Origin of the sequence: Streptomyces coeruleorubidus, assembly GCF_008705135.1 — a bacterium.
GTDB lineage: Bacteria > Actinomycetota > Actinomycetes > Streptomycetales > Streptomycetaceae > Streptomyces > Streptomyces coeruleofuscus.
Genome location: NZ_CP023694.1, coordinates 1,725,006 through 1,745,584 on the forward strand (window position 1 = coordinate 1,725,006; position 20,579 = coordinate 1,745,584).

The 20,579-nt window shown below is 71.4% G+C and carries 20 protein-coding genes; 6 read left to right on the top strand and 14 right to left on the bottom strand.

All coding sequences use genetic code 11. The features are described 5' to 3' along the window. The first annotated feature begins 16 nt into the window (after positions 1-16). Positions 17-1,363, top strand: coding sequence for an MFS transporter (locus CP976_RS08055; RefSeq protein ID WP_150479719.1), 1,347 nt, complete (start codon positions 17-19; stop codon positions 1,361-1,363). A gap of 266 nt (positions 1,364-1,629) precedes the next feature. Then, positions 1,630-2,004 (top strand): RNA polymerase-binding protein RbpA, encoded by a 375-nt coding sequence (locus CP976_RS08060; protein ID WP_010046329.1) that lies wholly within the window; start codon positions 1,630-1,632, stop codon positions 2,002-2,004. 133 nt (positions 2,005-2,137) lie between these two features. On the opposite strand, the gene fxsA is transcribed toward CP976_RS08060, so the two are convergent. The 4 genes from fxsA to CP976_RS08080 all read right to left on the bottom strand — a co-directional run bounded on the left by fxsA (position 2,138) and on the right by CP976_RS08080 (position 6,258). Further along, entirely contained in the window at positions 2,138-2,713 is a 576-nt protein-coding gene (gene fxsA, locus CP976_RS08065; protein WP_150479720.1) for an FxsA family membrane protein, read from the bottom strand. A 108-nt stretch (positions 2,714-2,821) separates the two neighbouring features. Beyond that, positions 2,822-3,625 carry a polyprenol monophosphomannose synthase gene (locus CP976_RS08070; RefSeq protein WP_150479721.1) on the bottom strand — a complete coding sequence of 268 codons (804 nt, stop codon included), beginning with the start codon at positions 3,623-3,625 and terminating at the stop codon, positions 2,822-2,824. Positions 3,626-4,159: 534 nt separating this feature from the next. Then, positions 4,160-5,761: an amidohydrolase gene (locus tag CP976_RS08075; protein WP_150479722.1), complete on the bottom strand. Its 1,602-nt coding sequence runs from the start codon at positions 5,759-5,761 to the stop codon at positions 4,160-4,162. 56 nt (positions 5,762-5,817) lie between these two features. Beyond that, on the bottom strand, positions 5,818-6,258 hold the full coding sequence (locus tag CP976_RS08080) for an Lrp/AsnC family transcriptional regulator (protein WP_010046337.1): 441 nt from the start codon (positions 6,256-6,258) through the stop codon (positions 5,818-5,820). Between the two features lie 268 nt (positions 6,259-6,526). Here CP976_RS08080 and CP976_RS08085 point away from each other — a divergent pair, with 268 nt between their 5' ends. After that, complete coding sequence (locus tag CP976_RS08085) at positions 6,527-6,961, top strand: hypothetical protein (RefSeq protein ID WP_150479723.1); 435 nt, start codon at positions 6,527-6,529, stop codon at positions 6,959-6,961. A gap of 441 nt (positions 6,962-7,402) precedes the next feature. Here the strand turns inward: CP976_RS08085 and CP976_RS08095 are convergent, their stop codons facing one another. After that, complete coding sequence (locus CP976_RS08095; RefSeq protein WP_150479725.1) at positions 7,403-8,575, bottom strand: acyl-CoA dehydrogenase family protein; 1,173 nt, start codon at positions 8,573-8,575, stop codon at positions 7,403-7,405. Between the two features lie 329 nt (positions 8,576-8,904). Here CP976_RS08095 and CP976_RS08100 point away from each other — a divergent pair, with 329 nt between their 5' ends. After that, positions 8,905-10,173, top strand: a complete 1,269-nt coding sequence (locus CP976_RS08100; RefSeq protein ID WP_150479726.1) for a glycoside hydrolase family 18 protein — start codon at positions 8,905-8,907, stop codon at positions 10,171-10,173. A 51-nt stretch (positions 10,174-10,224) separates the two neighbouring features. Here the strand turns inward: CP976_RS08100 and CP976_RS08105 are convergent, their stop codons facing one another. From CP976_RS08105 to CP976_RS08115, 3 genes are all read right to left on the bottom strand, one after another. Continuing rightward, positions 10,225-10,881, bottom strand: coding sequence for a TetR/AcrR family transcriptional regulator (locus tag CP976_RS08105; protein ID WP_150479727.1), 657 nt, complete (start codon positions 10,879-10,881; stop codon positions 10,225-10,227). A 98-nt stretch (positions 10,882-10,979) separates the two neighbouring features. Then, a complete protein-coding gene (locus CP976_RS08110; RefSeq protein WP_150479728.1) occupies positions 10,980-11,120 on the bottom strand; it encodes an SCO1431 family membrane protein in 141 nt (46 codons plus the stop codon). 91 nt (positions 11,121-11,211) lie between these two features. After that, positions 11,212-12,591 carry a peptidase C39 family protein gene (locus tag CP976_RS08115; protein WP_150479729.1) on the bottom strand — a complete coding sequence of 460 codons (1,380 nt, stop codon included), beginning with the start codon at positions 12,589-12,591 and terminating at the stop codon, positions 11,212-11,214. A gap of 194 nt (positions 12,592-12,785) precedes the next feature. On the opposite strand from CP976_RS08115, the gene CP976_RS08120 reads away from it, so the two are divergent. Together CP976_RS08120 and CP976_RS08125 are read left to right on the top strand one after the other, a co-directional pair. Then, positions 12,786-13,442, top strand: coding sequence for a uridine kinase family protein (locus tag CP976_RS08120; RefSeq protein WP_150479730.1), 657 nt, complete (start codon positions 12,786-12,788; stop codon positions 13,440-13,442). A 431-nt stretch (positions 13,443-13,873) separates the two neighbouring features. Beyond that, on the top strand, positions 13,874-15,736 hold the full coding sequence (locus CP976_RS08125) for an AAA family ATPase (protein WP_150485271.1): 1,863 nt from the start codon (positions 13,874-13,876) through the stop codon (positions 15,734-15,736). A gap of 30 nt (positions 15,737-15,766) precedes the next feature. On the opposite strand, the gene CP976_RS08130 is transcribed toward CP976_RS08125, so the two are convergent. The 6 genes from CP976_RS08130 to ribH form a co-directional block, all read right to left on the bottom strand. Beyond that, positions 15,767-16,843 (bottom strand): hemolysin family protein, encoded by a 1,077-nt coding sequence (locus CP976_RS08130; RefSeq protein WP_150479731.1) that lies wholly within the window; start codon positions 16,841-16,843, stop codon positions 15,767-15,769. After that, positions 16,840-18,171 (bottom strand): hemolysin family protein, encoded by a 1,332-nt coding sequence (locus tag CP976_RS08135; protein WP_150479732.1) that lies wholly within the window; start codon positions 18,169-18,171, stop codon positions 16,840-16,842. The genes CP976_RS08130 and CP976_RS08135 overlap by 4 nt, the downstream gene beginning before the upstream one ends. A gap of 238 nt (positions 18,172-18,409) precedes the next feature. Continuing rightward, positions 18,410-18,865 (bottom strand): PH domain-containing protein, encoded by a 456-nt coding sequence (locus CP976_RS08140; protein ID WP_150479733.1) that lies wholly within the window; start codon positions 18,863-18,865, stop codon positions 18,410-18,412. 13 nt (positions 18,866-18,878) lie between these two features. Beyond that, a complete protein-coding gene (gene hisG / locus CP976_RS08145; protein WP_150479734.1) occupies positions 18,879-19,727 on the bottom strand; it encodes an ATP phosphoribosyltransferase in 849 nt (282 codons plus the stop codon). A gap of 46 nt (positions 19,728-19,773) precedes the next feature. Then, entirely contained in the window at positions 19,774-20,046 is a 273-nt protein-coding gene (locus CP976_RS08150) for a phosphoribosyl-ATP diphosphatase (RefSeq protein WP_150479735.1), read from the bottom strand. A 34-nt stretch (positions 20,047-20,080) separates the two neighbouring features. Then, positions 20,081-20,566 (bottom strand): 6,7-dimethyl-8-ribityllumazine synthase, encoded by a 486-nt coding sequence (ribH, locus tag CP976_RS08155; RefSeq protein WP_150479736.1) that lies wholly within the window; start codon positions 20,564-20,566, stop codon positions 20,081-20,083. Positions 20,567-20,579: the final 13 nt, after the last annotated feature.

Consider the following 20,579-nt stretch of genomic DNA (forward strand, 5'->3'; position numbering starts at 1 on the left):
GGAAGCGAGGGCACGGGTGGGCACCGACACCGTGCGGACGCCGCCGGCCGACGGGGCCGCGGAGCTCAAGCGCCAGCAGCGTGGCTGGTACTTCTACGACTGGGCGTGCTCCGTCTACTCGACGAGCGTGCTCACCGTCTTCCTCGGCCCGTATCTGACGTCGGTCGCCGAGTCGGCGGCCGACGCCGACGGGTACGTCCACCCGCTCGGGATCCCGGTGCGTGCCGGGTCCTTCTTCGCGTACTCGGTGTCCCTGTCGGTGATCGTGGCCGTACTGGTGATGCCTCTGGTGGGCGCCGCCGCCGACCGCACCGGCCGCAAGAAGCCCCTCCTCGCGGCCGCCGCGTATCTGGGGGCCACGGCCACGACGGCCATGTTCTTCCTGGACGGCGACCGCTACCTGCTCGGCGGGGCACTCCTGATCGTCGCCAACGCCGCGCAGTCCGTGGCGATGATGCTCTACAACTCCTACCTGCCGCAGATCGCCCCGCCCGAGCAGCGGGACGCGGTCTCCTCCCGCGGCTGGGCCTTCGGCTACGCGGCGGGTTCGCTGGTCCTCGTCGTCAACCTGGTCCTCTACACCGGGCACGACGGTTTCGGCGTCTCCGAGAGCACCGCGGTCCGGATCTGCCTGGCGTCGGCCGGCCTGTGGTGGGGCGCGTTCGCCCTCATCCCGCTGACACGGCTGCGCGATCGCAGGTCCGCCGCGCCGGAGGCGGCCCTGCCCGGCTTCCGGCAGCTCGCGGCGACCGTCCGCGACATGCGCCGCCATCCGCTGACCCTCGCCTTCCTGCTCGCGTACCTCGTCTACAACGACGGCATCCAGACGGTGATCTCCCAGGCCTCGGTCTACGGCTCCGAGGAACTCGGCCTCGGGCAGTCCACCCTGATCGGCGCCATCCTGCTCGTGCAGGTGCTGGCGGTGGCGGGCGCGTTGACGATGGGCCGGCTGGCCCGGACCTATGGGGCCAAACGCACGATCCTCGGCTCTCTGATCGCGTGGACGCTGACACTGGCGGCCGGGTACTTCCTGCCGGCCGGGGCGCCGGTGTGGTTCTTCGTCCTGGCCGCGGGCATCGGCCTGGTCCTCGGCGGCAGCCAGGCGCTGTCCCGGTCCCTGTTCTCCCATCTCGTCCCGCCCGGCAAGGAGGCCGAATACTTCTCCGCGTACGAGATGAGCGACCGCGGAATGAGCTGGCTCGGGCCTCTGCTGTTCGGGCTCACCTACCAGCTGACCGGGAGCTACCGGGACGCGATCATCTCGCTGGTGGGTTTCTTCGTCATCGGGTTCGCCCTGCTCGCGCGGGTTCCGGTGCGGCGTGCGATCGAAGAAGCGGGGAACCCGGTTCCTGACAGGATTTAGCACTCGGCGCGAAAGGGCTGTAGTGTACGCGTTTGGCCTGCCAGGCGTACCGTTACTGCGCGTCAAAGATGCCGAAACGCTAGGTTACATCTGCTAGTAGATGTGACAAACCGGGCGCTGGTGGGTACAACAAGGGCGGCTACGACGGCGACGCATGACCCGGAACGGGACTCGGAACGGGAATCTTTACCGCCGACCGGACGTTGACCGGATGACGACGACAGCGACACCTGTCCTGTGGGCGACAAGCCCGGGAGGCACGATTCATGAGTGAGCGAGCTCTTCGCGGCACGCGCCTCGTGGTGACCAGCTACGAGACGGACCGCGGCATCGACCTGGCCCCGCGCCAGGCCGTGGAGTACGCATGCGAGAAGGGGCACCGGTTTGAGATGCCCTTCTCGGTCGAGGCGGAGATCCCGCCGGAGTGGGAGTGCAAGGTCTGCGGGGCCCAGGCACTCCTCGTGGACGGTGACGGCCCTGAAGAGAAGAAGGCCAAGCCCGCGCGTACGCATTGGGACATGCTGATGGAGCGGCGCACCCGTGAGGAACTCGAAGAGGTCCTCGAGGAGCGCCTGGCGGTTCTGCGCTCCGGTGCGATGAACATCGCGATTCATCCCCGAGACAGCCGCAAGTCGGCATAAGTCCCTCCGGGGTCTGGCCGAAGTTACAGCGCGTCAAGGACCGCGGGCGCCGTACGTGAAGTACGGCGCCCGCGGTTTTTGCCGTGCCCGCGCTCCTGCGGCTCCTGCCGCGTGCGCCCGGACGCCGGGACGCTCAGTGCGTCAGCGGCGGGCGCGGTTCCTGCGGTGTGCCGCCCGGCTCGTCCTTGATGACCTCGCCCTGGACGACCTTGCCGTCGGGTTGGTGCATGCGGGCCTGCTGGAAGGCGCCGCCCAGGGTGCCCGGGTCGGCCTCGCGGAGCTTGCGCTCGAAGGTGCGCTCGGCGGAGCGGCTCACGGCCTTCTGGACCGGGGGCAGCAGCAGGAGCAGACCCACCGCGTCCGACACCAGGCCGGGGATCATCAGCAGCAGTCCGCCCAGCATCATCAGGCCGTTGCCCTCGCTGTTCGGCCGGGTCGCCGCGGGCATCACGCCGCTCTGCTGCTGTTGCAGCGCCTCGGAGAGCTTGCGGAAGGCCCGCCGGCCGGCCCGCTTGATGACGACCGAGCCGAGGATGAAGCCCGCCACCAGGACGAGGAAGACCACCAGCCCGCTCGACGCCCCCGCGACCAGCGTGAGCAGCCAGATCTCCAGCACGAGCCACGCGGCGATCCCCAACGGCAGGAACGTGCGCAGCCGGGAGCGCGGGGGCCGGGCGGGGTACCTGGGGGTCTGAGCGCCAGTCGTCATGCCTCCAGTGTGCCTGGGCGCGGCTCAGCACGGGATAAGGCCACGATCAGCTGTTCCTGTGAGCAGCCGTCCCGAAAGGGGCTCGGCCGACGGCTACGGCTTCGCCGGCTACGGCTTCGACGGCTTGCCGCCGCGGCCCGTGACCTTCCCGACCCGCTCCCCCACGCCCCACGCCGTGACCCGCCACAGCGCCTCGACGAGGATGTCGCGGCTCATCTTGGAGTCGCCGTGTTCGCGCTCGACGAAGGTGATCGGCACCTCGACGACGTGATAGCCGGCCTTGACCGAGCGACGCGCGAGGTCGACCTGGAAGCAGTACCCCTGCGAGGCGACCTCGTCGAGGCCGAGGCCCTCCAGGGTCTCGCGGCGGAAGGCGCGGTAGCCGCCCGTGATGTCGCGCAGCGGCAGGTCGAGCGCCAGCCGGGAGTAGAGGCTGCCGCCCCGGGAGATCACCTCGCGGGACTTCGGCCAGTTCACCACCCGGCCGCCGGGCACCCAGCGCGAGCCGAGCACCAGGTCGGCGCTCTTCAGGGCGGTGAGCAGTCGGGGCAGTTCCTCGGGCTGGTGGGAACCGTCGGCGTCCATCTCGACCAGCACGCCGTAGTCGCGCTCCAGGCCCCAGCGGAAGCCTGCGAGGTAGGCGGCGCCCAGGCCCTCCTTGCCCTTGCGGTGCAGCACGTGGACGTGGTCGTCGTCGACGGTCAGCTCGTCGGCCAGCTTGCCCGTGCCGTCCGGGCTGTTGTCGTCGGCCACGAGTACGTGCGCCTCGGGGACGGCCTCGCGCACCCGGCCGACGATGCTCTTGATGTTCTCCGCCTCGTTGTAGGTCGGGATGATCACCAAGGCCGTGCCGAGCGGGCCGAACTTCCTCCCCTGGGCTCCTGCCGCGAGGGTTCCGTCGCCGTCGTTCACTGATGCCCCTTCATGTCCGTACGCAGGGGTCCACCATAGTGGGCCCGGCCTGCGATGACGTGACAGGACGTTCGAATAGTGGTGTCGAATCCGCCAGAGGCGGGTAAGAATGCGCCTCCGGGTGCGAGCGTACGGCGGATGGGGGCCCAGTGCCCTTCGGGCCGACCTGGGATCCGCTGGCTGCGGATCGACCGAAAGCCGTTGTCTACTGAGCTCCCGGGCCCCACCCGGGTCACACCTCCCCGACCGGCCGGAACGCTGCCTCGGCGCCGTGCCGGCCTGAGCCTGGCTCCCAGTGGCGGTGCCCCGGTGCGGCACACCGTCCCTGACCCGGCGGCGCTGCGGCGAGTGCGCGGACGTTCCCCGGTCGGGCGTCCGGTGGTGGACTCGGCCGAACCTACCGGCCTCCTGCGGCCGCCTGTCAACAGGCGTTTGACCTGCGCGTATCCCGGCAAAGCCCTGGTCAGTGCGGAGGATGCCCAGGTCGCGCGACGGGGGCCCGGCGCCCGATCGCCCGCGCGCCACCCCCGTAGATCACTCGCCCGGCCGTACGAAGACCGTGCGTCCGCCCACCACGGTGCGCAGACAGACGGGCAGGTCGTGGCCAGGGGTCAGATCGGGCAGGCCGGGGGTGCCGGAGCGGGGGTCCGTCGACCAGCGCGCGACCCGGTCGTCCGGGGCCTGGACCACCAGCTCGCCGGTGCGCCACACCGCGTAGTCGGCGGGCGCGCCCGGCGACAGGACGCCGGCGTCGTCGCGTCCGACGGCCCGCCAGCCGCCGCGCGTGTGCGCCGTGAAAGCGGCGCGCACGGAGACGCGGTGCTCCGGCGTGCGGTGGAAGGCGGCGGCTCGCACCGTGCCCCAGGGGTCGAGGGGGGTGACGGGGCTGTCGGAGCCGAAGGCGAGCGGCACACCGGCGCGCAGCAGCGCCGCGTAGGGGTTCAGCGCACGCGCCCGCTCGATCCCCAGTCGCTGCGCGTACATGCCGTCCTCGCCACCCCACAGGGCGTCGAAGGCGGGCTGGACGGAGGCGGTGAGACCGAGTTCGGCGAAGGCCGCGACGGCCTCGGGCGTGAGCATCTCGGCGTGCTCGACCCGGTGGCGGGCGGCCCGGACACGGGCGAGACCGACCTTCTCGGCGGCGGCCCGCACACCGTCGACCACGGAGTCCACCGCCGCGTCGCCGATGGCGTGGAAGCCGGCCTGGAGGCCCGCCTCGGTACAGGCCACGACGTGGGCGGCGACGGCGGCGGTGTCCAGGTAGGCCCGGCCGGTGTGGCCGGCGTCGGCGTACGGCTGGTGCAGGCAGGCCGTGTGCGAGCCGAGGGAGCCGTCGACGAACAGGTCGCCCGCGGCGCCGGCCGCGCCCAGCTCCCGGGCCTTGGCGACGTCCTCCTCGGCCCAGTAGCCGACGACGCGCGGGCCGGGCTCCTCGGCGGCGAGGCGCAGCAGGCCGGTGAAGTCGTCCTCGGAGGAGATCTCCGGGCCGGCGCACTCGTGGATCGTGCCGATGCCGAGCGAGACGGCGTGCGCGAGGGCGGCGCGCTGGGCGTCGGCGCGCTGCCGGGGCGTCACGGCCGCGAACGCCGCGGCGCGGACGGCGTGGTGGGCGTCGGCGGTGAGCGGTCCGTCCTCGCGGGGTGCGTCGGGGACCAGGTCGAGCAGGGCCGTCGTGACGACCGCCGAGTGGACGTCGATGCGGCTGAGGTAGAGGGGCCGGTGGCCGGTGGCCTCGTCGAGTTCGGCTCGCGTCGGGGGACGGCCGCCGGGCCAGCGGGCGGTGTCCCAGCCGTGTCCGAGCAGTACACGGTCGTCCGGCCGGGCGGCGGCGAAGTCCCGTACGAGGGTGAGGGCGGCCTCCAGCGAGGGCGCGCCGGACAGGTCCAGGCCGGTGAGGGCGAGCCCGGTGGCCGTGGTGTGCACGTGCGCGTCCGTGAACGCGGGGGTGACCAGCGCTCCGTCGAGATCGACCACCTCGTCGACCCCGTCCGCGAAGGCGTCGGCGGCACCCTCGGAACCAACCCAGGCGACCTGCCCTCGCTCGACGACCATCGCCGTGGCGAACGGATCAGCGGGGCTGTGGACCTCTCCCCGACGGAGAAGAACGGTCTGGGGCGGCGTACTGGACTCACTCATGGAGCACAGTTTCACAGGCCTCGCTGCCACGCCCCGCGAAGGGGTGGGACCACCGGTCAGATCCTGGGCGGCCGCGCCTCGTACGGTGTGGACAGCACCACCGTCGTCCGCGTGGACACCCCCGCCAAGGACCGCACCCGCGCGAGCAGTTCCTCCAGCTCGTGCGGCGTCGCGACCCGCACCTTGAGGATGTAGTTCTCGTCGCCCGCGACGCTGTGGCACGCCTCGATCTCGGGCACGTCCGCGAGGCGGTCCGCGATGTCGTCGGGCGCGCTGGGGTCGAAGGGCTTGACCGAGATGAACGCGGTCATGGGCAGACCGACGGCCTCCGGGTCGACGACCGCGGCATAGCCGCGGATGACGCCACGCTGTTCCAGCCGGCGCACCCGCTGGTGCACGGCCGACGTGGACAGGCCCGTGGCCTTGCCCAGGTCGGTGTAGCTCATCCGCCCGTCCTTGACGAGCAGCTGCACGATCTGTCGGTCCAGCTCCTCCATGGCGCAAGAACCTACAGTGCGGTTGATCTCCTCCGATACCTGAGCGGCCCAGGCCACCACCGGTTCGTGATCTGGCCCGCGGCGGCTGTCAGCCGTCCGGGGGACAAACCCCCCTCAGTGGGCACCTGCGTGCGGCATGTGACGAACGCCACAGGGCTCGAACAGTCTCCGTAATGTTCTCGTGATTACCGCCCAGGGGGGACGGGAAGTGCTTGCTGTGGTCGAGGCCGCAGTGCCTGATACGGCCCAGCCCGAGGGGGAGAACCCAATGCAGAGTCTTAAGCGCCCAGGTCGCACCGCACCCAAGCGGCAGCAGCTCGTCGTCGAGCCCGAGCCGGAGGGCGTCGAACCCGACACCTTCGACGACGAACTCGACGCCTACGACACCTTCGAGATGTTCCGGGTCGTCTGCCCGGACTGCGCACAGCCGATCGCCCTGTTGGCGGACGAGGAGGTTCTGCCGGAGCACGCGCTGTGCGCCTCGCCGTGGAACCCGTTCGGACTCACGGTCTGTGCCGGAACCGGCCGCAGGGCCACGGACGCCCGCCCCGCGGACGAGTCCGTCGAACCCCAGGAGCAGGACACCGCCCTGCTGTTGACGCTCCCTCAGGGACTCGACTGGCGGACGCAGCCCTTCTCGCACGTCGGCGGCCCGGGCTCACGCCCCCTCAGGGTCCCCGTCATGCGCCGCCAAGCGGCCTGAGCGCGGGCCTTCTCCGCCCGCTCGCCCCATCCCAGTGACTGCCCCGCACCACGGCTCGCGGTCCGCCGTGGTGCGGGATCAGTGCATCCGGGGCCAGGTCGCCACCGGACGCGGCTCCCCCCGCTGGCTCACAAGGCCGTCGGCACGTGACCGGGCACCACAACGCCCCTGAACGCACGCCCGATTCCGCCCGCGGGTGACCTGTCCGGCCTCTTCCGCGTTGCCCTGGTATGACCCCCATCTCCTCAGCGACCGGGCGTCAACGCCTCCTGTTCGTCCCGCCCCCCGCAGAATCGGTTCGGCCGACCGCGCCGCGCCACCAGGACCCGCCGATCTACCGCGACCTGATGCGGGCCTGGGCCGAGCACGGCCGCACCCTTCCGGGTCGGCACGACCCGGAGTGGACGCGGCTCGCGGCGCCCTGGCGGGGCCTCGACCAGTTCAGCGTCCCTCTGGACCCACGAGATGGCGGGCGATGACCATCCGCTGGATCTGGTTGGTGCCCTCGACGATCTGGAGCACCTTCGCCTCGCGCATGTAGCGCTCCGCCGGGAAGTCCGCGGTGTAGCCGTAGCCGCCGAGGATCTGCACGGCGTCGGTGGTGACCCGCATCGCCGTGTCGGTGCAGTGCAGCTTGGCCATGGCCGCCTGCATGGCGAACGGCCGGCCCGCGTCCCGCAGTCGCGCCGCCGCCAGGTAGAGCGCCCGGCCCGCCTCGATCTGCGTCGCCATGTCGGCGAGCATGAAGCGCAGCCCCTGGAAGTCGGCGATCGGCTTGCCGAACTGGCGCCTCTCGGTGGCGTACGCCAGTGCCTCTCCAAGGGCCGCCTGCGCCACGCCGATCGCGCACGCGGCGATGCCGAGCCGCCCGGAGTCGAGCGCGGACAGGGCGATCGCGAGGCCCTGCCCCTCCTCGCCGATACGCCGGTCGTCACCGACGCGTACGCCGTCGAAGTGGACCTGGGCGGTGGGCGAGCCCTTCATGCCCATCTTCTTCTCGGGGGGCGCGGCGCTGAGCCCCGGCGCGTCGCCGGGTACCAGGAACGCGGTGATCCCGCGCGGGCCCTCCTCGCCGGTGCGCGCCATGACCGTGTAGAAGTCGGCGATGCCGCCGTGCGTGATCCAGGCCTTGGTGCCGGTGATCACCCAGGCGTCGCCGTCGCGCACCGCCTTGGTGCGCAGGGCGGCCGCGTCCGAGCCGGAGTGCGGCTCGGAGAGGCAGTAGGCACCGAGCAGGCCGCCGCCGAGCATCGCGGGCAGGTGCTCGACCTGCTGCTCCTTGGTGCCGTACGCGGCGAGCGCGTAGGAGGCCAGGGTGTGCACGCTCACGCCGAGGCCGACGGTGAGGCGGGCCGCGGCGAGCTCTTCGAGGACCTGGAGGTAGACCTCGTAGGGCTGGTCGCCGCCGCCGTACTCGGAGTCGTACGGCAGACCGAGCAGGCCGGAGCGCGAGAGGAGGGTGAACAGCTCGCGCGGGAAGCGGCCGGCGTCCTCCTCCTCGGCCGCCTTCGGGGCGATCTCCTGCTGCGCGATGTCGCGGACCAACGAGATCAGGTCCCGGGCCTCCTCCGTGGGCAGTTGCCGGTCCACCGGCTGCGGGGCGCGGTCGGGCATGGCGACGCTCTCCTCCCTGTCGGGCACTGGCGGACGGGCCCGTGGGTGGGGGCGGCGCCGCCTGGTCGTTCTGGTGCCTGGCCGATGCTTGCAGTCCCGGGTCTCGGAAGCTGCTGACCAGCGGCTCTGCGCTGTGAGTATGCCCGATCGGAGGCATCCCGTCACCAGTTAACGACCGCTTACTTCAAGAAATACCCGAGTGCGCCCCGACGGGCGAAATTGGTCCGAACCATTGACCGGACTGGTCTAGTCCTCCTACTGTTTCGCCCACGATTCACCGCGTTCATGCCAATCGGCGCGCGCTCCCCTCTCCCCCGAGGAGACACCGGATGCACAACCCCCAACGCTCCCGATTCCGGGCCGTCGTGACAGCGGCCTGTTGTGCCGTTCTCGGCGCCGGCCTGCTCGCCGGCGCGGGCACCTCGACCGCGACGGCGGCGGCCTCGGCTCAGGAGGCCGCCGCCGGTACGAAGGCCGCTCCCCAGGCCAAGGCCGCCGGCACCAAGGTCATCGGGTACTTCACCGAATGGGGCACCTACGACCGCAAGTACTACGTCAAGAACATCGAGACGTCGGGCTCCGCGGCCAGGCTCACGCACATCAACTACGCCTTCGGCAACGTCACCGGCGGAAAGTGCGCGATGGGCGACGCCTACGCCGCCACCGACCGGGCCTACACCGCCGCCGAGTCCGTCGACGGCAAGGCCGACACCTGGGACCAGCCGCTGCGCGGCAACTTCAACCAGCTGCGCGAGCTGAAGCGTAAGCACCCGAACCTCAAGGTCCTGTGGTCCTTCGGCGGCTGGACCTGGTCGGCCGGCTTCGGCGAGGCCGCGAAGAACCCGGCCGCCTTCGCCCAGTCCTGCTACGACCTGGTCGAGAACTCCAAGTGGGCCGACGTCTTCGACGGCATCGACATCGACTGGGAGTACCCGAACGCCTGCGGCGCCACCTGCGACACCAGCGGCAGGGCGGCCTTCAAGAACCTGATGCAGGCGCTGCGCGCCAAGTTCGGTCCGAAGAACCTGGTCACCGCGGCGATCACCGCCGACGCCACCCCGGGCGGCAAGATCGACGCGGCGGACTACGCGGGCGCCGCCCCGTACGTCGACTGGTACAACCCGATGACGTACGACTTCTTCGGCGCCTGGGACGCCGCCGGCCCGACGGCCCCGCACTCCCCGCTGACCTCGTACTCCGGCATACCGAAGGCGGACAACCACAGCTCGGCGACCATCGCCAAGCTCAAGGGCCTCGGCATCCCCGCGTCGAAGCTGCTGCTGGGCATCGGCTTCTACGGCCGCGGCTGGACCGGCGTCACCCAGTCGGCACCCGGCGGCACCGCGACCGGCCCGGCGGCGGGCACGTACGAGCAGGGCATCGAGGACTACAAGGTGCTCAGGACCAAGTGCCCGGCGACGGGGACGGTGGCCGGCACGGCGTACGCCAAGTGCGGCAGCGACTGGTGGAGTTACGACACCCCGGCGACCATCGCGACCAAGATGAACTACAAGAACCAGCAGGGTCTGGGCGGCACGTTCTTCTGGGAGCTGAGCGGCGACACGGCGAGCGGTGAGCTGATCAAGGCCATCAAGTAAGCCTGGACGACCGGGGGCGGAGGGACCGTGACGGTGCCTCCGCCCCCCGGCTCACGCGCCCTGGCGGGCGGCCTCCGGAGCCGGGTAGGCGGGGTCCAGGTCCTCGATCGCGCGCAGGGCGCCGCCGAGCCCCTTCACCAGCAGCTCGCACATGGTCTGGCGGGGCAGTTCGGGGCGGTCGATCCATTCGAGGGTGGTGCCCTCGACACCGCACACCCAGGCGAGCAGTCCCATGCGCGCCAGGGGGGTGATGTCGACGCGGCCGTACGCCCCCTCGGCGATGGTGGCGACGATGGCCGCGCGCACGCCGTCACGGATGGCGTGCACCTCGGTGTCGAAGCCGACGCCACCGCTGACGATGGTGCGGTACGCGGCCTGGTTGTGCTCGGCGTAGCGCAGATAGCTGTCGATGGTGCGCTGGACCCGGTCGACCGGGGGCAGTTCGTGTCCGCTCGCCGCCAGGGTGACCAGGTCGGTGACCGAGTCCTGGATGATGGCCAGGTAGTAGCCGCGCTTGGACTGGAAGTAGTAGTAGATCAGCCCTTTGGCGACGTGCGCCTGCCGGGCGATGTCGTCCATCGACAGGGCGTCGTAGGACGTGTCGGCGAACAACCTCCGCCCGATCGCGATGAGTTCGGCACGGCGCGCCAGCGAGCGCTCGGTGCCGCGGGCTCTCGGACGCGCGGCAGGTTGCGGACTGATATTCAATTTCGACCCTGGTTCCAACGGGCGGCGAGGCGGGACATCCGCAGTATGGCAGGCCGGAGGGCCGGGTCGTGGGTCAGGTCACAGCACGCCGCGTCCGGTCACAGCAGCCCGAGCTGGGTCACGAGCATCGCGAGGACCACGACGAGGGTCCAGCCCGCGATGTGCTCGACGATCTTCGGGCCGTCGTCCTGAGGGCCGCCGGTGCGGACGCGGGCTGCGGTGACAGAGTGCGCGGTCATGGCTTCTCGCTGATTCGATGGTGTGGAGGGACTTCCCCGGAGGGCCTGTCTACTTTGCCACCGGAAGCGGCTTGTGCGGCCGAGAGGTTGGTCACACGCGCACGCCCACGGCCGTCAGCGCCTCGCGCTGGGCCGCGTTCGGGCGCGCCGGGAAGTACAGGTAGCAGACACCGCCCGTGCCGGAGACGACCTTGCCGGAGGCGTTGTACCGCTTCGTCCGCAGCCAGATGTTCTCCCACTCGCGCCGCCGGTAGACGCGCCGCACGGCCTCGTTGCTCTCCGAGGCCGGGTCGTTGGCGATCACGTCGCCGTCGCCGGTGAAGCCGATGACGGTCATCAGGTGCCCAGCAGTGCCGTACCCGGCGCCGGTCAGCTCCTCCCTCAGGAAGGACTGGGAGGTGATGGCCGGGATGCCCGCCGCGATCAGCTTCTCCAGGTCGGTGAGCGAGCCGAGCCGGGTGACCACGGCCTGGAGGTCCTTGAACGTGGCCGCGTAGGCGGCGTTGAACGGCCAGTTGCCGCAGCCGGCGTACTGGTAGTCGTAGGTGAAGCGGGCCGCGTGGCACACCTGCGGATCGGCGTACGACGGATCCGCCCAGGCCAGCTGTTCCGGCGTGAGCCGGCCGCCCCAGTACTCGATGATCATCTGGGAGGACGTCGGGCTGCACCAGGCCTCGCCGCCGTTGTCGTACTCGGGGTACTGGCCCTTGTGGATCTCCTGCGAGTACCGCGGGACGATCAGTTCCCGGGCGAGGCCGGGCACGGACGCCGGGACGGTGAACCGGTCGGGTACGTCGGAGCCCATCGCGCCGAGCCGCCACACGGTGGGCGTGGCCTTGGTGCCGGGCTTGCGGTAGAGGGCCAGGCGCAGCCGGTACGAGGCGAGGCGCAGGCCTGTCGACGGGTCGTCGATCGCCAGGGTGTCGGTCCAGACCGTGCTCCTGCCGTCGCTCTGGTCGTCGACCGAGGTGCGCCGGATGTCCTGGTCGCCTGCCGCCCAGCGGCCCATCACGTACCAGGGAGTGCTGGTGCCGTCGGTGTAGGCGGCCTTGATCTCCGCCTGGAGCCAGGTGCCGGCCGGGGTGCGCGCGTTCCAGGAGACGATCGCCTCCGTCGCGGGGACGGCGAGCCGGTGGACCGGGGAAGTCCAGGTGCCGTACTCCCAGCGGGCGGTGGCGCCGGTGTGCGGGTCCGTGTAGTCGGTGGTTCCGGCGGGCCTCGTGATCACCACGCCCGGGCGGGCGCCCGCGACGGCAGTGGTGCCCTTGGCGGTGCCGCCGTACCAGTCGCCGTACGAGACCCAGGCCCGGTTGTCCACGGTGCGGGCCGGGACCGCCCGGGCGGTCTCCGCCGTGTCGGTCGTCATGGGCTCCTCGGTGTAGGCGGCCGCCCGGCTCGAGCCCGCCGCGACGGCGGCGGTGACCGCGGCGGCCAGGACGGTTCTGCGGGACGGCTGTTCGGCTCTGCGCATGGCGGTACCCCCGGAAGTCGGAGTCGGGCAGGGGCGGGGCAGGTCCGTGGCACGGTCGGTCGCACACGTGTATGCGCCACATAGCAGCACAGCCCGCCGGGTCCCGCCAGCACTTCGGCCTGCGCCACGCCCACCAATATTGGCGTCGACCACTGGCACGCGCCCGGGGCGCCGTCGTTAGAGTGCTGCGCGAGATGAATCCGCCCTTCCGCCCCGCACCGGGGTCCGCCGTCCGCGACCTGGCCTCCCGGATCCGCCGCCTCCCCCCTTCCTGCGGCCCGGTCCGTCTCGTCGGCGTCGACGGGCACGCCGGCTCCGGAAAGACCACGTTCGCGGAGCAATTGGCCGTGGCACTGGGTGGCGCGCCGGTGCTGCGCCTCGACGACATCGCCACCCACGACGAACTGTTCGGCTGGACCGGGCGCCTGCTGGACCAGGTGATCGAGCCGCTGGCCCACGGCCGGACCGCGCACTACGCCCCCTACGACTGGCGCGCCCGCCACTTCGGCCCGCCGCGCCCCCTGCCGCCCGCTCCGGTGGTCCTCGTCGAGGGCGTCGGTGCGGGACGCCGGGCCCTGCGGCCCCACCTGGCCCTGCTGCTGTGGATGGAGCTGCCCCGTGAGGAGGCCTGGGCTCGGGGAAGGTCGCGGGACGGGGAGGAACAGCGGGAGTTCTGGAACGGATGGGTACCGGCCGAACGCCGGCATTTCGCCGACGATCCCTCGCGGCCGTTCGCCGATCTCCTGGTACGACAGCGAGAGAAGGGGTATGAGGTGACTCCGGGGCCTGGGGGGCCTGTTGGACCGGACCAGCCCCTCACTCAGGGTGACGAACCACCCGCAGTGTGCTGAACTTGTGAAGGGCCTTGCGGAACAACTTGCCGGAGTGCTTCAACTCGGCTTGACCGGGGGCCCGTACAGGTCTTACGTTCTCAATGTGCGGCCATTTGAGTCGCCCACAGACGCGAAGCCCCCGGTTGTTCCCCCGTGATCGGGGGCTTCGTTCTGTCTTCTTCCGGTTTTCCGGGTGCCGCGCGCCGCCGAGTGCTCACCCTCGGTCACCGTGCGGGAGGGCGCCGCATCCGCTCCCACCTCGCCGAACGCAGCGTGCGGCACCCTACGGGGGCGCCGCCCCCGCAGGTACGATGCCTTCGTTGCGACCTACGGACGGTTGCTTCGCTCACCTTGCAACTCCGGTCCGTGGCACAGCGGTTCGAGCAGGGCAGCCGGCCGGGGGACGGCTCGTTGGCATACCGACGGGGGCACGGTTCGTGGGGGACGTGATGGACTTCGGCACGCAGGGCCCGCAGGCCCCGGCCGACCTCGCCTGGCTGCGAGGCGTGGACGCCTACACCATGGGCGCCTATCCGCAGGCGGAGGAGGAGTTCCGCGCCGCCGTGCGGATGGACTCCGGGATGGCCGACGGCTGGCTCGGGCTGCACGCGCTGCGCGTCGACACGACGACCGCGCTGCTCAGGATGTTCCGGCACCGGGACCGCTTCGGGGAGCAGCGCGCCCGCTATCACCGCACCCTCAACTCCTGGTACTGGCTGGGCTGGTGGGTGCAGCCCGTGCTGGAGAGCCCCCGCGACCTGCTGCTCGCGCACGCCTCCCACTGGCTGGACGGCCGCCACGTCCCCGAGCTGGACCGCGCCCTCGCCGGGCTGCCGCCGGTGGACACGGACGCCCACGTCCGCTTCCTGCACGCCTGCCGCGCCTATCTGGTCAAGGACTGGGAGCAGCTCGTCCGCCACACCGATCCGCTCCTCGACGACCCGATGCTCGGCATCGAGGCGGGCCTGTTCGGCGGCATGGCCCGGGTCCGCCTGGAGATGTACGGGCAGGCCGAACCGCTGCTGTCCGCCGCGCTGATGCGCTGCCGCAGCGAGCAGCCCCAGCGCAAGGAGCTGCGCTACTGGCTGGCCCGGGCTCACGAGGGCACCGGCCGCAGCGCCGCCGCGCTCCCCCTGTACCGGGCCGTGCACCGCGTCGACCCTGCCTTCATGGACACCTCCGCCCGGCTCGCCGCGATCGCCGAGGGAGACGGGTACGACGACTCCACGGACCTGGCGGCGATCACACTCACCGGCGCCGGGCAGGACGCCGTGGACGGCCCGGACGGATTCGACCCGCTCTTCGGCATCGAGGGCCGCGACCTGCGACTGCCCGATCCCGAACCGCCGGCCTCCGCTCCCCTGCCGCCACTCACCGACCCCGCGGTGCGCTCGCGGACCGGTCCGGCGCCGTCGCTGCCCGCCGGGCCCACCGACCCCGCCTTGCTCGAGTCGGCGCTCGCCGAGCTTGAGCGCATGGTCGGTCTGGAGCCGGTGAAACGCCAGGTCAAGGCGCTGTCGGCACAGCTGAACATGGCCCGGCTGCGGGCCGGGCAGGGCCTGCCGGTCCAGCCGCCCAAGCGGCACTTCGTCTTCTCCGGCCCCTCCGGCACCGGCAAGACCACCGTCGCCCGCATCCTCGGCCGCGTCTTCTACGCCCTCGGCCTGCTCGGCGGCGACCATCTCGTGGAGGCGCAGCGGGCCGACCTGGTCGGCGAGTACCTCGGGCAGACGGCCGTGAAGGCGAACGAACTGATCGACTCGGCACTCGGCGGCGTGCTCTTCGTCGACGAGGCGTACTCGCTGTCCAACTCGGGCTACGGGAAGGGGGACGCGTACGGCGACGAGGCGCTCCAGGTGCTGCTGAAACGGGCGGAGGACAACCGCGACCATCTCGTGGTGATCCTGGCCGGCTACCCCGAGGGCATGGACCGCCTCCTCGCCGCCAACCCCGGGCTGTCCTCCCGCTTCACCTCCCGCGTCGACTTCCCCTCCTACCGGCCCCTCGAACTCACCGAGATCGGCAAGGTCCTCGCCGCGGAGAACGGCGACCTGTGGGACGAGGAGGCCCTCGACGAGCTGCGCTCCATCGCCGGGCATGTGGTGGACCAGGGGTGGATCGACGAGCTGGGCAACGGGCGGTTCCTGCGGACGCTGTACGAGAAGAGCTGCGCGTACCGGGATCTGCGGTTGTCCGTGTATCCCGGGGTGCTGGGCAGGGAGGACCTGGCGACGTTGCGGTTGCCGGATCTGATGCAGGCGTACGGGGAGGTGCTGTCCGGGCGGGGGCCGCAGGATCCGCCCGGACTGTGAGGTCCACCGCCTGCCCCCACCCGACCGCAGCTACGTCGCCAGCACCTCCTCGCCGGACCTGGGCTCGGTCAGCCTGACCTCTCGCACCTCCCGGTGCGCGGGATCCCGCACCTCCCCCACCAACAGCTCCAGCACGTCCTCCAGCGCGACCAGCCCGAGCACCTTCCCGGACGCGTCGGCCACCTGGGCCAGGTGTGTCGCCGCCCGCCGCATCACCGTCAGCGCGTCGTCCAACGGCAGCTCGGACCGCAGCGTCGTCATGGGCCGCCACAACTGCTGCGGCACGGCCCGGTCCGAGTGCTCCAGGTCGAGGACGTCCTTGACGTGCAGGTAGCCCATGAACACACCGTTCTCCGCGGCCACCGGGAACCGGGAGTACCCGGTGCGGGCGGTGAGCTCGACGATGCGGCCGGGGGTGACCGACGGGCTGACCGTCACCAGTGACTCGCGGGTCAGCAGGACGTCCGTCACCGGGCGGGAGCCCAGCTCCAGGGCGTCCTCCAGGCTTTCGGCCTCCTCGGGGTCGAGCAGGCCCGCCTGGCCGGCGTCCTCCACCAGCCGGTTGAGCTGCTCGCTGGTGAAGACGGCCTCGACCTCGTCCCTGGGCTCGACGTGGAAGAGCCGCAGGATGCCCTGGGAGCAGGCCCCGAGGGCGGCGGTGATCGGCTTGCAGAAGCGGGCGAACCACACCAGGCCGGGGCTGAGCCACAGCGCGGCCTTCTCGGGGGCCGCCATCGCCAGGTTCTTCGGGACCATCTCGCCGATGACGAGGTGGAAGAAGACCACGGCGGCGAGGGCGATGACGTAGGTGAGCGGGTGGATCATGCCGTGCGGCAGGTGGACCCACTCGAAGACCGGCTCCAGGAGGTGCGCGACGGTCGGTTCGGCGACCGCCCCGAGGGTGAGGGAGCAGATCGTGATGCCGAACTGGGCCGCCGCCATCATCTGCGGCAGCCGCTCGAGGCCGTAGAGGACCTGCCGGGCGCGGGCCGTGCCGAGGGGTTCGATCTGGCTGCGGCGTACGGAGACGAGCGCGAACTCGGCACCGACGAAGAAGCCGTTGGCGAGCACCAGGAGTGCGGCGAAGGTCAGCTGGAGCACGCTCATCGGGCTGCCTCCACCATGGCGACGGGGGCCGTTCTGACCAGCCGGACCCGCTCGGCCCGGTAGTGGCCGACCTGGCGTACCGACAGCCGCCAGCCGGGCAGTTCCGCCTTGTCGCCGACGGCCGGGATACGCCCCAGCAGGTCGGCGATCAGACCCGCGACGGTCTCGTACGGGCCTTCGGGCACCTCGAGGCCTATGCGCTGGAGGATGTCGACCCGGCAGCTGCCGTCGACGTCCCAGGCGGGCCTGCCGTCCTCCGGCGGCGCGGAGGCCAGCTCGGGCAGGTCGTGTCCGTCGTGCTCGTCGCGGACCTCGCCGACGATCTCCTCGACGATGTCCTCCAGCGTGACGACACCGGCCGTGCCGCCGTACTCGTCGACGACGACCGCGATCGGCTGCTCGCTGCGCAGACGGGCGAGCAGCGGTCGTACGGGCAGCGTCTCGGGGACGAGCAGCGCCGGGCGGGCGATGCGGCCGACCGGGGTGCGCAGCCGGTCCCGCACGGGTACCGCCAGGGCGTCCTTGAGGTGGACCATGCCGACGACCTCGTCGATCCTCTCCCGGTAGACGGGGAAGCGGGACAGGCCGGTGGCGCGGGTCAGGTTGACCACGTCCTCGGCGGTGGCCGAGGACTGGAGGGCGCTGACCTTCACGCGCGGCGTCATCACGTGCTGCGCGGTCAGCTCGCCCAGCGACAGGGTCCGGACGAAGAGATCGGCCGTGTCCTGTTCCAGGGCGCCGGCCCGGGCCGAGTGGCGGGCGAGGGAGACGAGTTCCCCGGGGGTGCGGGCCGAGGCCAGTTCCTCGGCGGGCTCGAAGCCCAGGGCGCGCACGAGCCGGTTCGCGACGGCGTTGAGGCCGGCGATGACCGGCCGGAACAGCCCTGCGAAGACGTGCTGCGGGCCCGCGACGAAGCGGGCGACCTGGAGCGGCCTGGACACCGCCCAGTTCTTGGGCAGGAGTTCGCCGATCACCATCTGCACGGCGGAGGCCAGCAGCATGCCGACGACGACCGTGACACCGGAGACGGCACCCTCGGGGACGCCGATCGAGGTGAACGGGCCGTGCAGCAGCTCGGCCAGCGCCGGTTCGGCGAGCATGCCGACGACGAGGGAGGTGATGGTGATGCCGAGCTGGGTGCCGGAGAGCTGGAAGGACAGTTCCTTGAGTGATTCGACGACGCGTTGGGCGCGCCGGTCGCCCTCGGCGGCGGCCTTCTCGGCCTCCGGCCGCTCGACCGTCACGAGTCCGAACTCGGCCGCCACGAAGAATCCGTTGGCGAGAATCAGCAGGAACGCGGCTGCCAGAAGCAGCAGGGGGATGGTCATGATGCCGCCGCCTCCGCACGGTCGCGGACACGGTCCGCGCTATGTCGGCAGGGGGCGGCGCAGGTACTGCAGGACGATCCGTCCATCGCCGGAGGGGGTCACTCCTCGGTTAGCAGGAAGCCTCTGCGCACCGGGCGGGGCAGCAGGGGCGGAGGCGCGTCCGTAGCGCCTCCGCCAACAGATTAATCAAGACACCGCCCGGTGCGGCAGTGGCGACCGCCGTGCGGATTGCCACGCGTCAGCTCTGATGCCGTTCGGGGCTCGCGACGGAACGGGTCTCGACGAGCGCCCGCAGGGCCCGGGCGTCGGCGATGGCGCGCTGCTTGGCCAGGCCGGGCTGGATGCCCAGGGCGGGCAGACTGGTGCCGTCGCTGAGGTTGAGGAACACCCAGGGGTCGCCGGCCCGGAGGGTCACCTGAAGGATCTCGGCCCATTCCAGCCGGCGCTTGCTGGTGAGATTGACCACGGTGACGCCGTCCTCGTCGGCGACGACCTTGGGCCGCGCCAGCACGAGCAGTACCGCGTCCAGCAGGAGCGCCGTGACGACGAAGCTGAGACGCTCCGCGGGGCCGAGCTGCTTCAGCAGCATCGCGACGGTCGTGATCACCACGAGGATCGCGACGGCGGCCGTGAGCAGCACCGCGCGGGTGGTGACCGGCCGGAAGGTGACGGGCAGGGTGGGCAGATCGGACATCAGTGCGCGCCCCTCAAAGACGGCAGGCGTGGATGGCCGTGGTCAGGATGGCCCGGGCGCCGATGTCGTACAGGTCGTCCATGATCCGCTGCGCCTCCTTGGCCGGGACCATCGCGCGGACGGCGACCCAGCCCTCGTTGTGCAGCGGGGACACGGTCGGCGACTCCAGGCCGGGGGTGAGGGCGACCGCCTTCTCCAGCTGCTCGACGCGGCAGTCGTAGTCCATCATCACGTACGTCCGGGCGACCAGGACGCCCTGGAGACGGCGCAGGAACTGCTGCACCTTGGGGTCGTCACCGTCCGCGCCGGTGCGGCGGATCACGACGGCCTCGGACTGCATGATCGGCTCGCCGACGACCTCCAGGCCCGCGTTGCGCAGCGAGGTGCCGGTCTCGACGACGTCGGCGATGACCTGGGCGACGCCGAGCTGGATGGCGGTTTCGACGGCGCCGTCGAGGTGGACGACGGAGGCGTCGATGCCGTTGTCGGCGAGGTGCGCCGCGACGATGCCCTCGTAGGAGGTGGCGACGGTCTTGCCCGCGAGGTCCGCCAGGCCACTGATGGTGCCGGGCTTGCCGGCGTAGCGGAACGTGGAGCGGGCGAAGCCGAGGGCGAGGATCTCCTCCGCGTCGGCGCCGGAGTCGATCAGCAGATCCCGGCCGGTGAGGCCGATGTCCAGCTGGCCGGAGGCGACGTAGATGGCGATGTCGCGGGGGCGGAGGTAGAAGAACTCGACCTCGTTCGTCGGGTCGACGATCCGCAGTTCCTTGGACTCCCGGCGCTGCTGGTAGCCGGCCTCATGCAGCATCTCCGCCGCAGGGCCTGACAGGGAACCCTTGTTGGGGACGGCGATGCGCAGCATGAGGTCGGCTTCCTTTGCGTGGTGTCGTGCGGGAACGGGGTGCGGCTTACAGGTGGGCGTAGACGTCGTCGAGGGAGATGCCGCAGGCGACCATCATCACCTGGACGTGGTACAGCAGCTGCGAGATCTCCTCGGCGGCCGCCTCCTTGCCCTCGTACTCGGCGGCCATCCAGACCTCGGCGGCCTCTTCGACGACCTTCTTGCCGATGGCGTGGACGCCCTTCTCGACCAGTTCTGCGGTGCGGGAAGTGGCGGGGTCGCCCTGGGCGGCCTTGTGCTGGAGCTCGGTGAAGAGCTCCTCGAACGTCTTCTTGGACATGGTGTCGCTCAGCCTATGCCACACGCGGCTTTCGTCAGCGCCAGGGTTCGGATACTGAGCGGAGGGTGGCCGCGGTCGCCACGGCCGCCGTCACCGCCTCGTGCCCCTTGTCCTCGTTGGAGCCCTCTAGGCCGGCGCGGTCCAGGGCCTGCTCCTCCGTGTCGCAGGTCAGCACGCCGTTCCCGACGGGGACGCCGGTGTCGACGGAGACCTGGGTGAGGCCCTGGGTCACGCCCTGGCACACGTACTCGAAGTGGGGGGTTCCGCCGCGGATGACGACGCCGAGGGCGACGATCGCGTCGTAGCCGCGGCCCGCGAGGACCTTGGCGACCACGGGGAGCTCCCAGCTTCCGGGGACCCTGAGGAGGGTCGGCTCGTCGATGCCGAGGTCGCGCAGGGCGCGCAGGGCGCCGTCGACCAGACCGTCCATCACCTTCTCGTGCCACTGTGCCGCGATGACGGCGACCCGGAGGTCACCCACATTGCGTACGGACAGCTCCGGTGCACCCTTGCCGCTCACGTCTCTCCTCAGA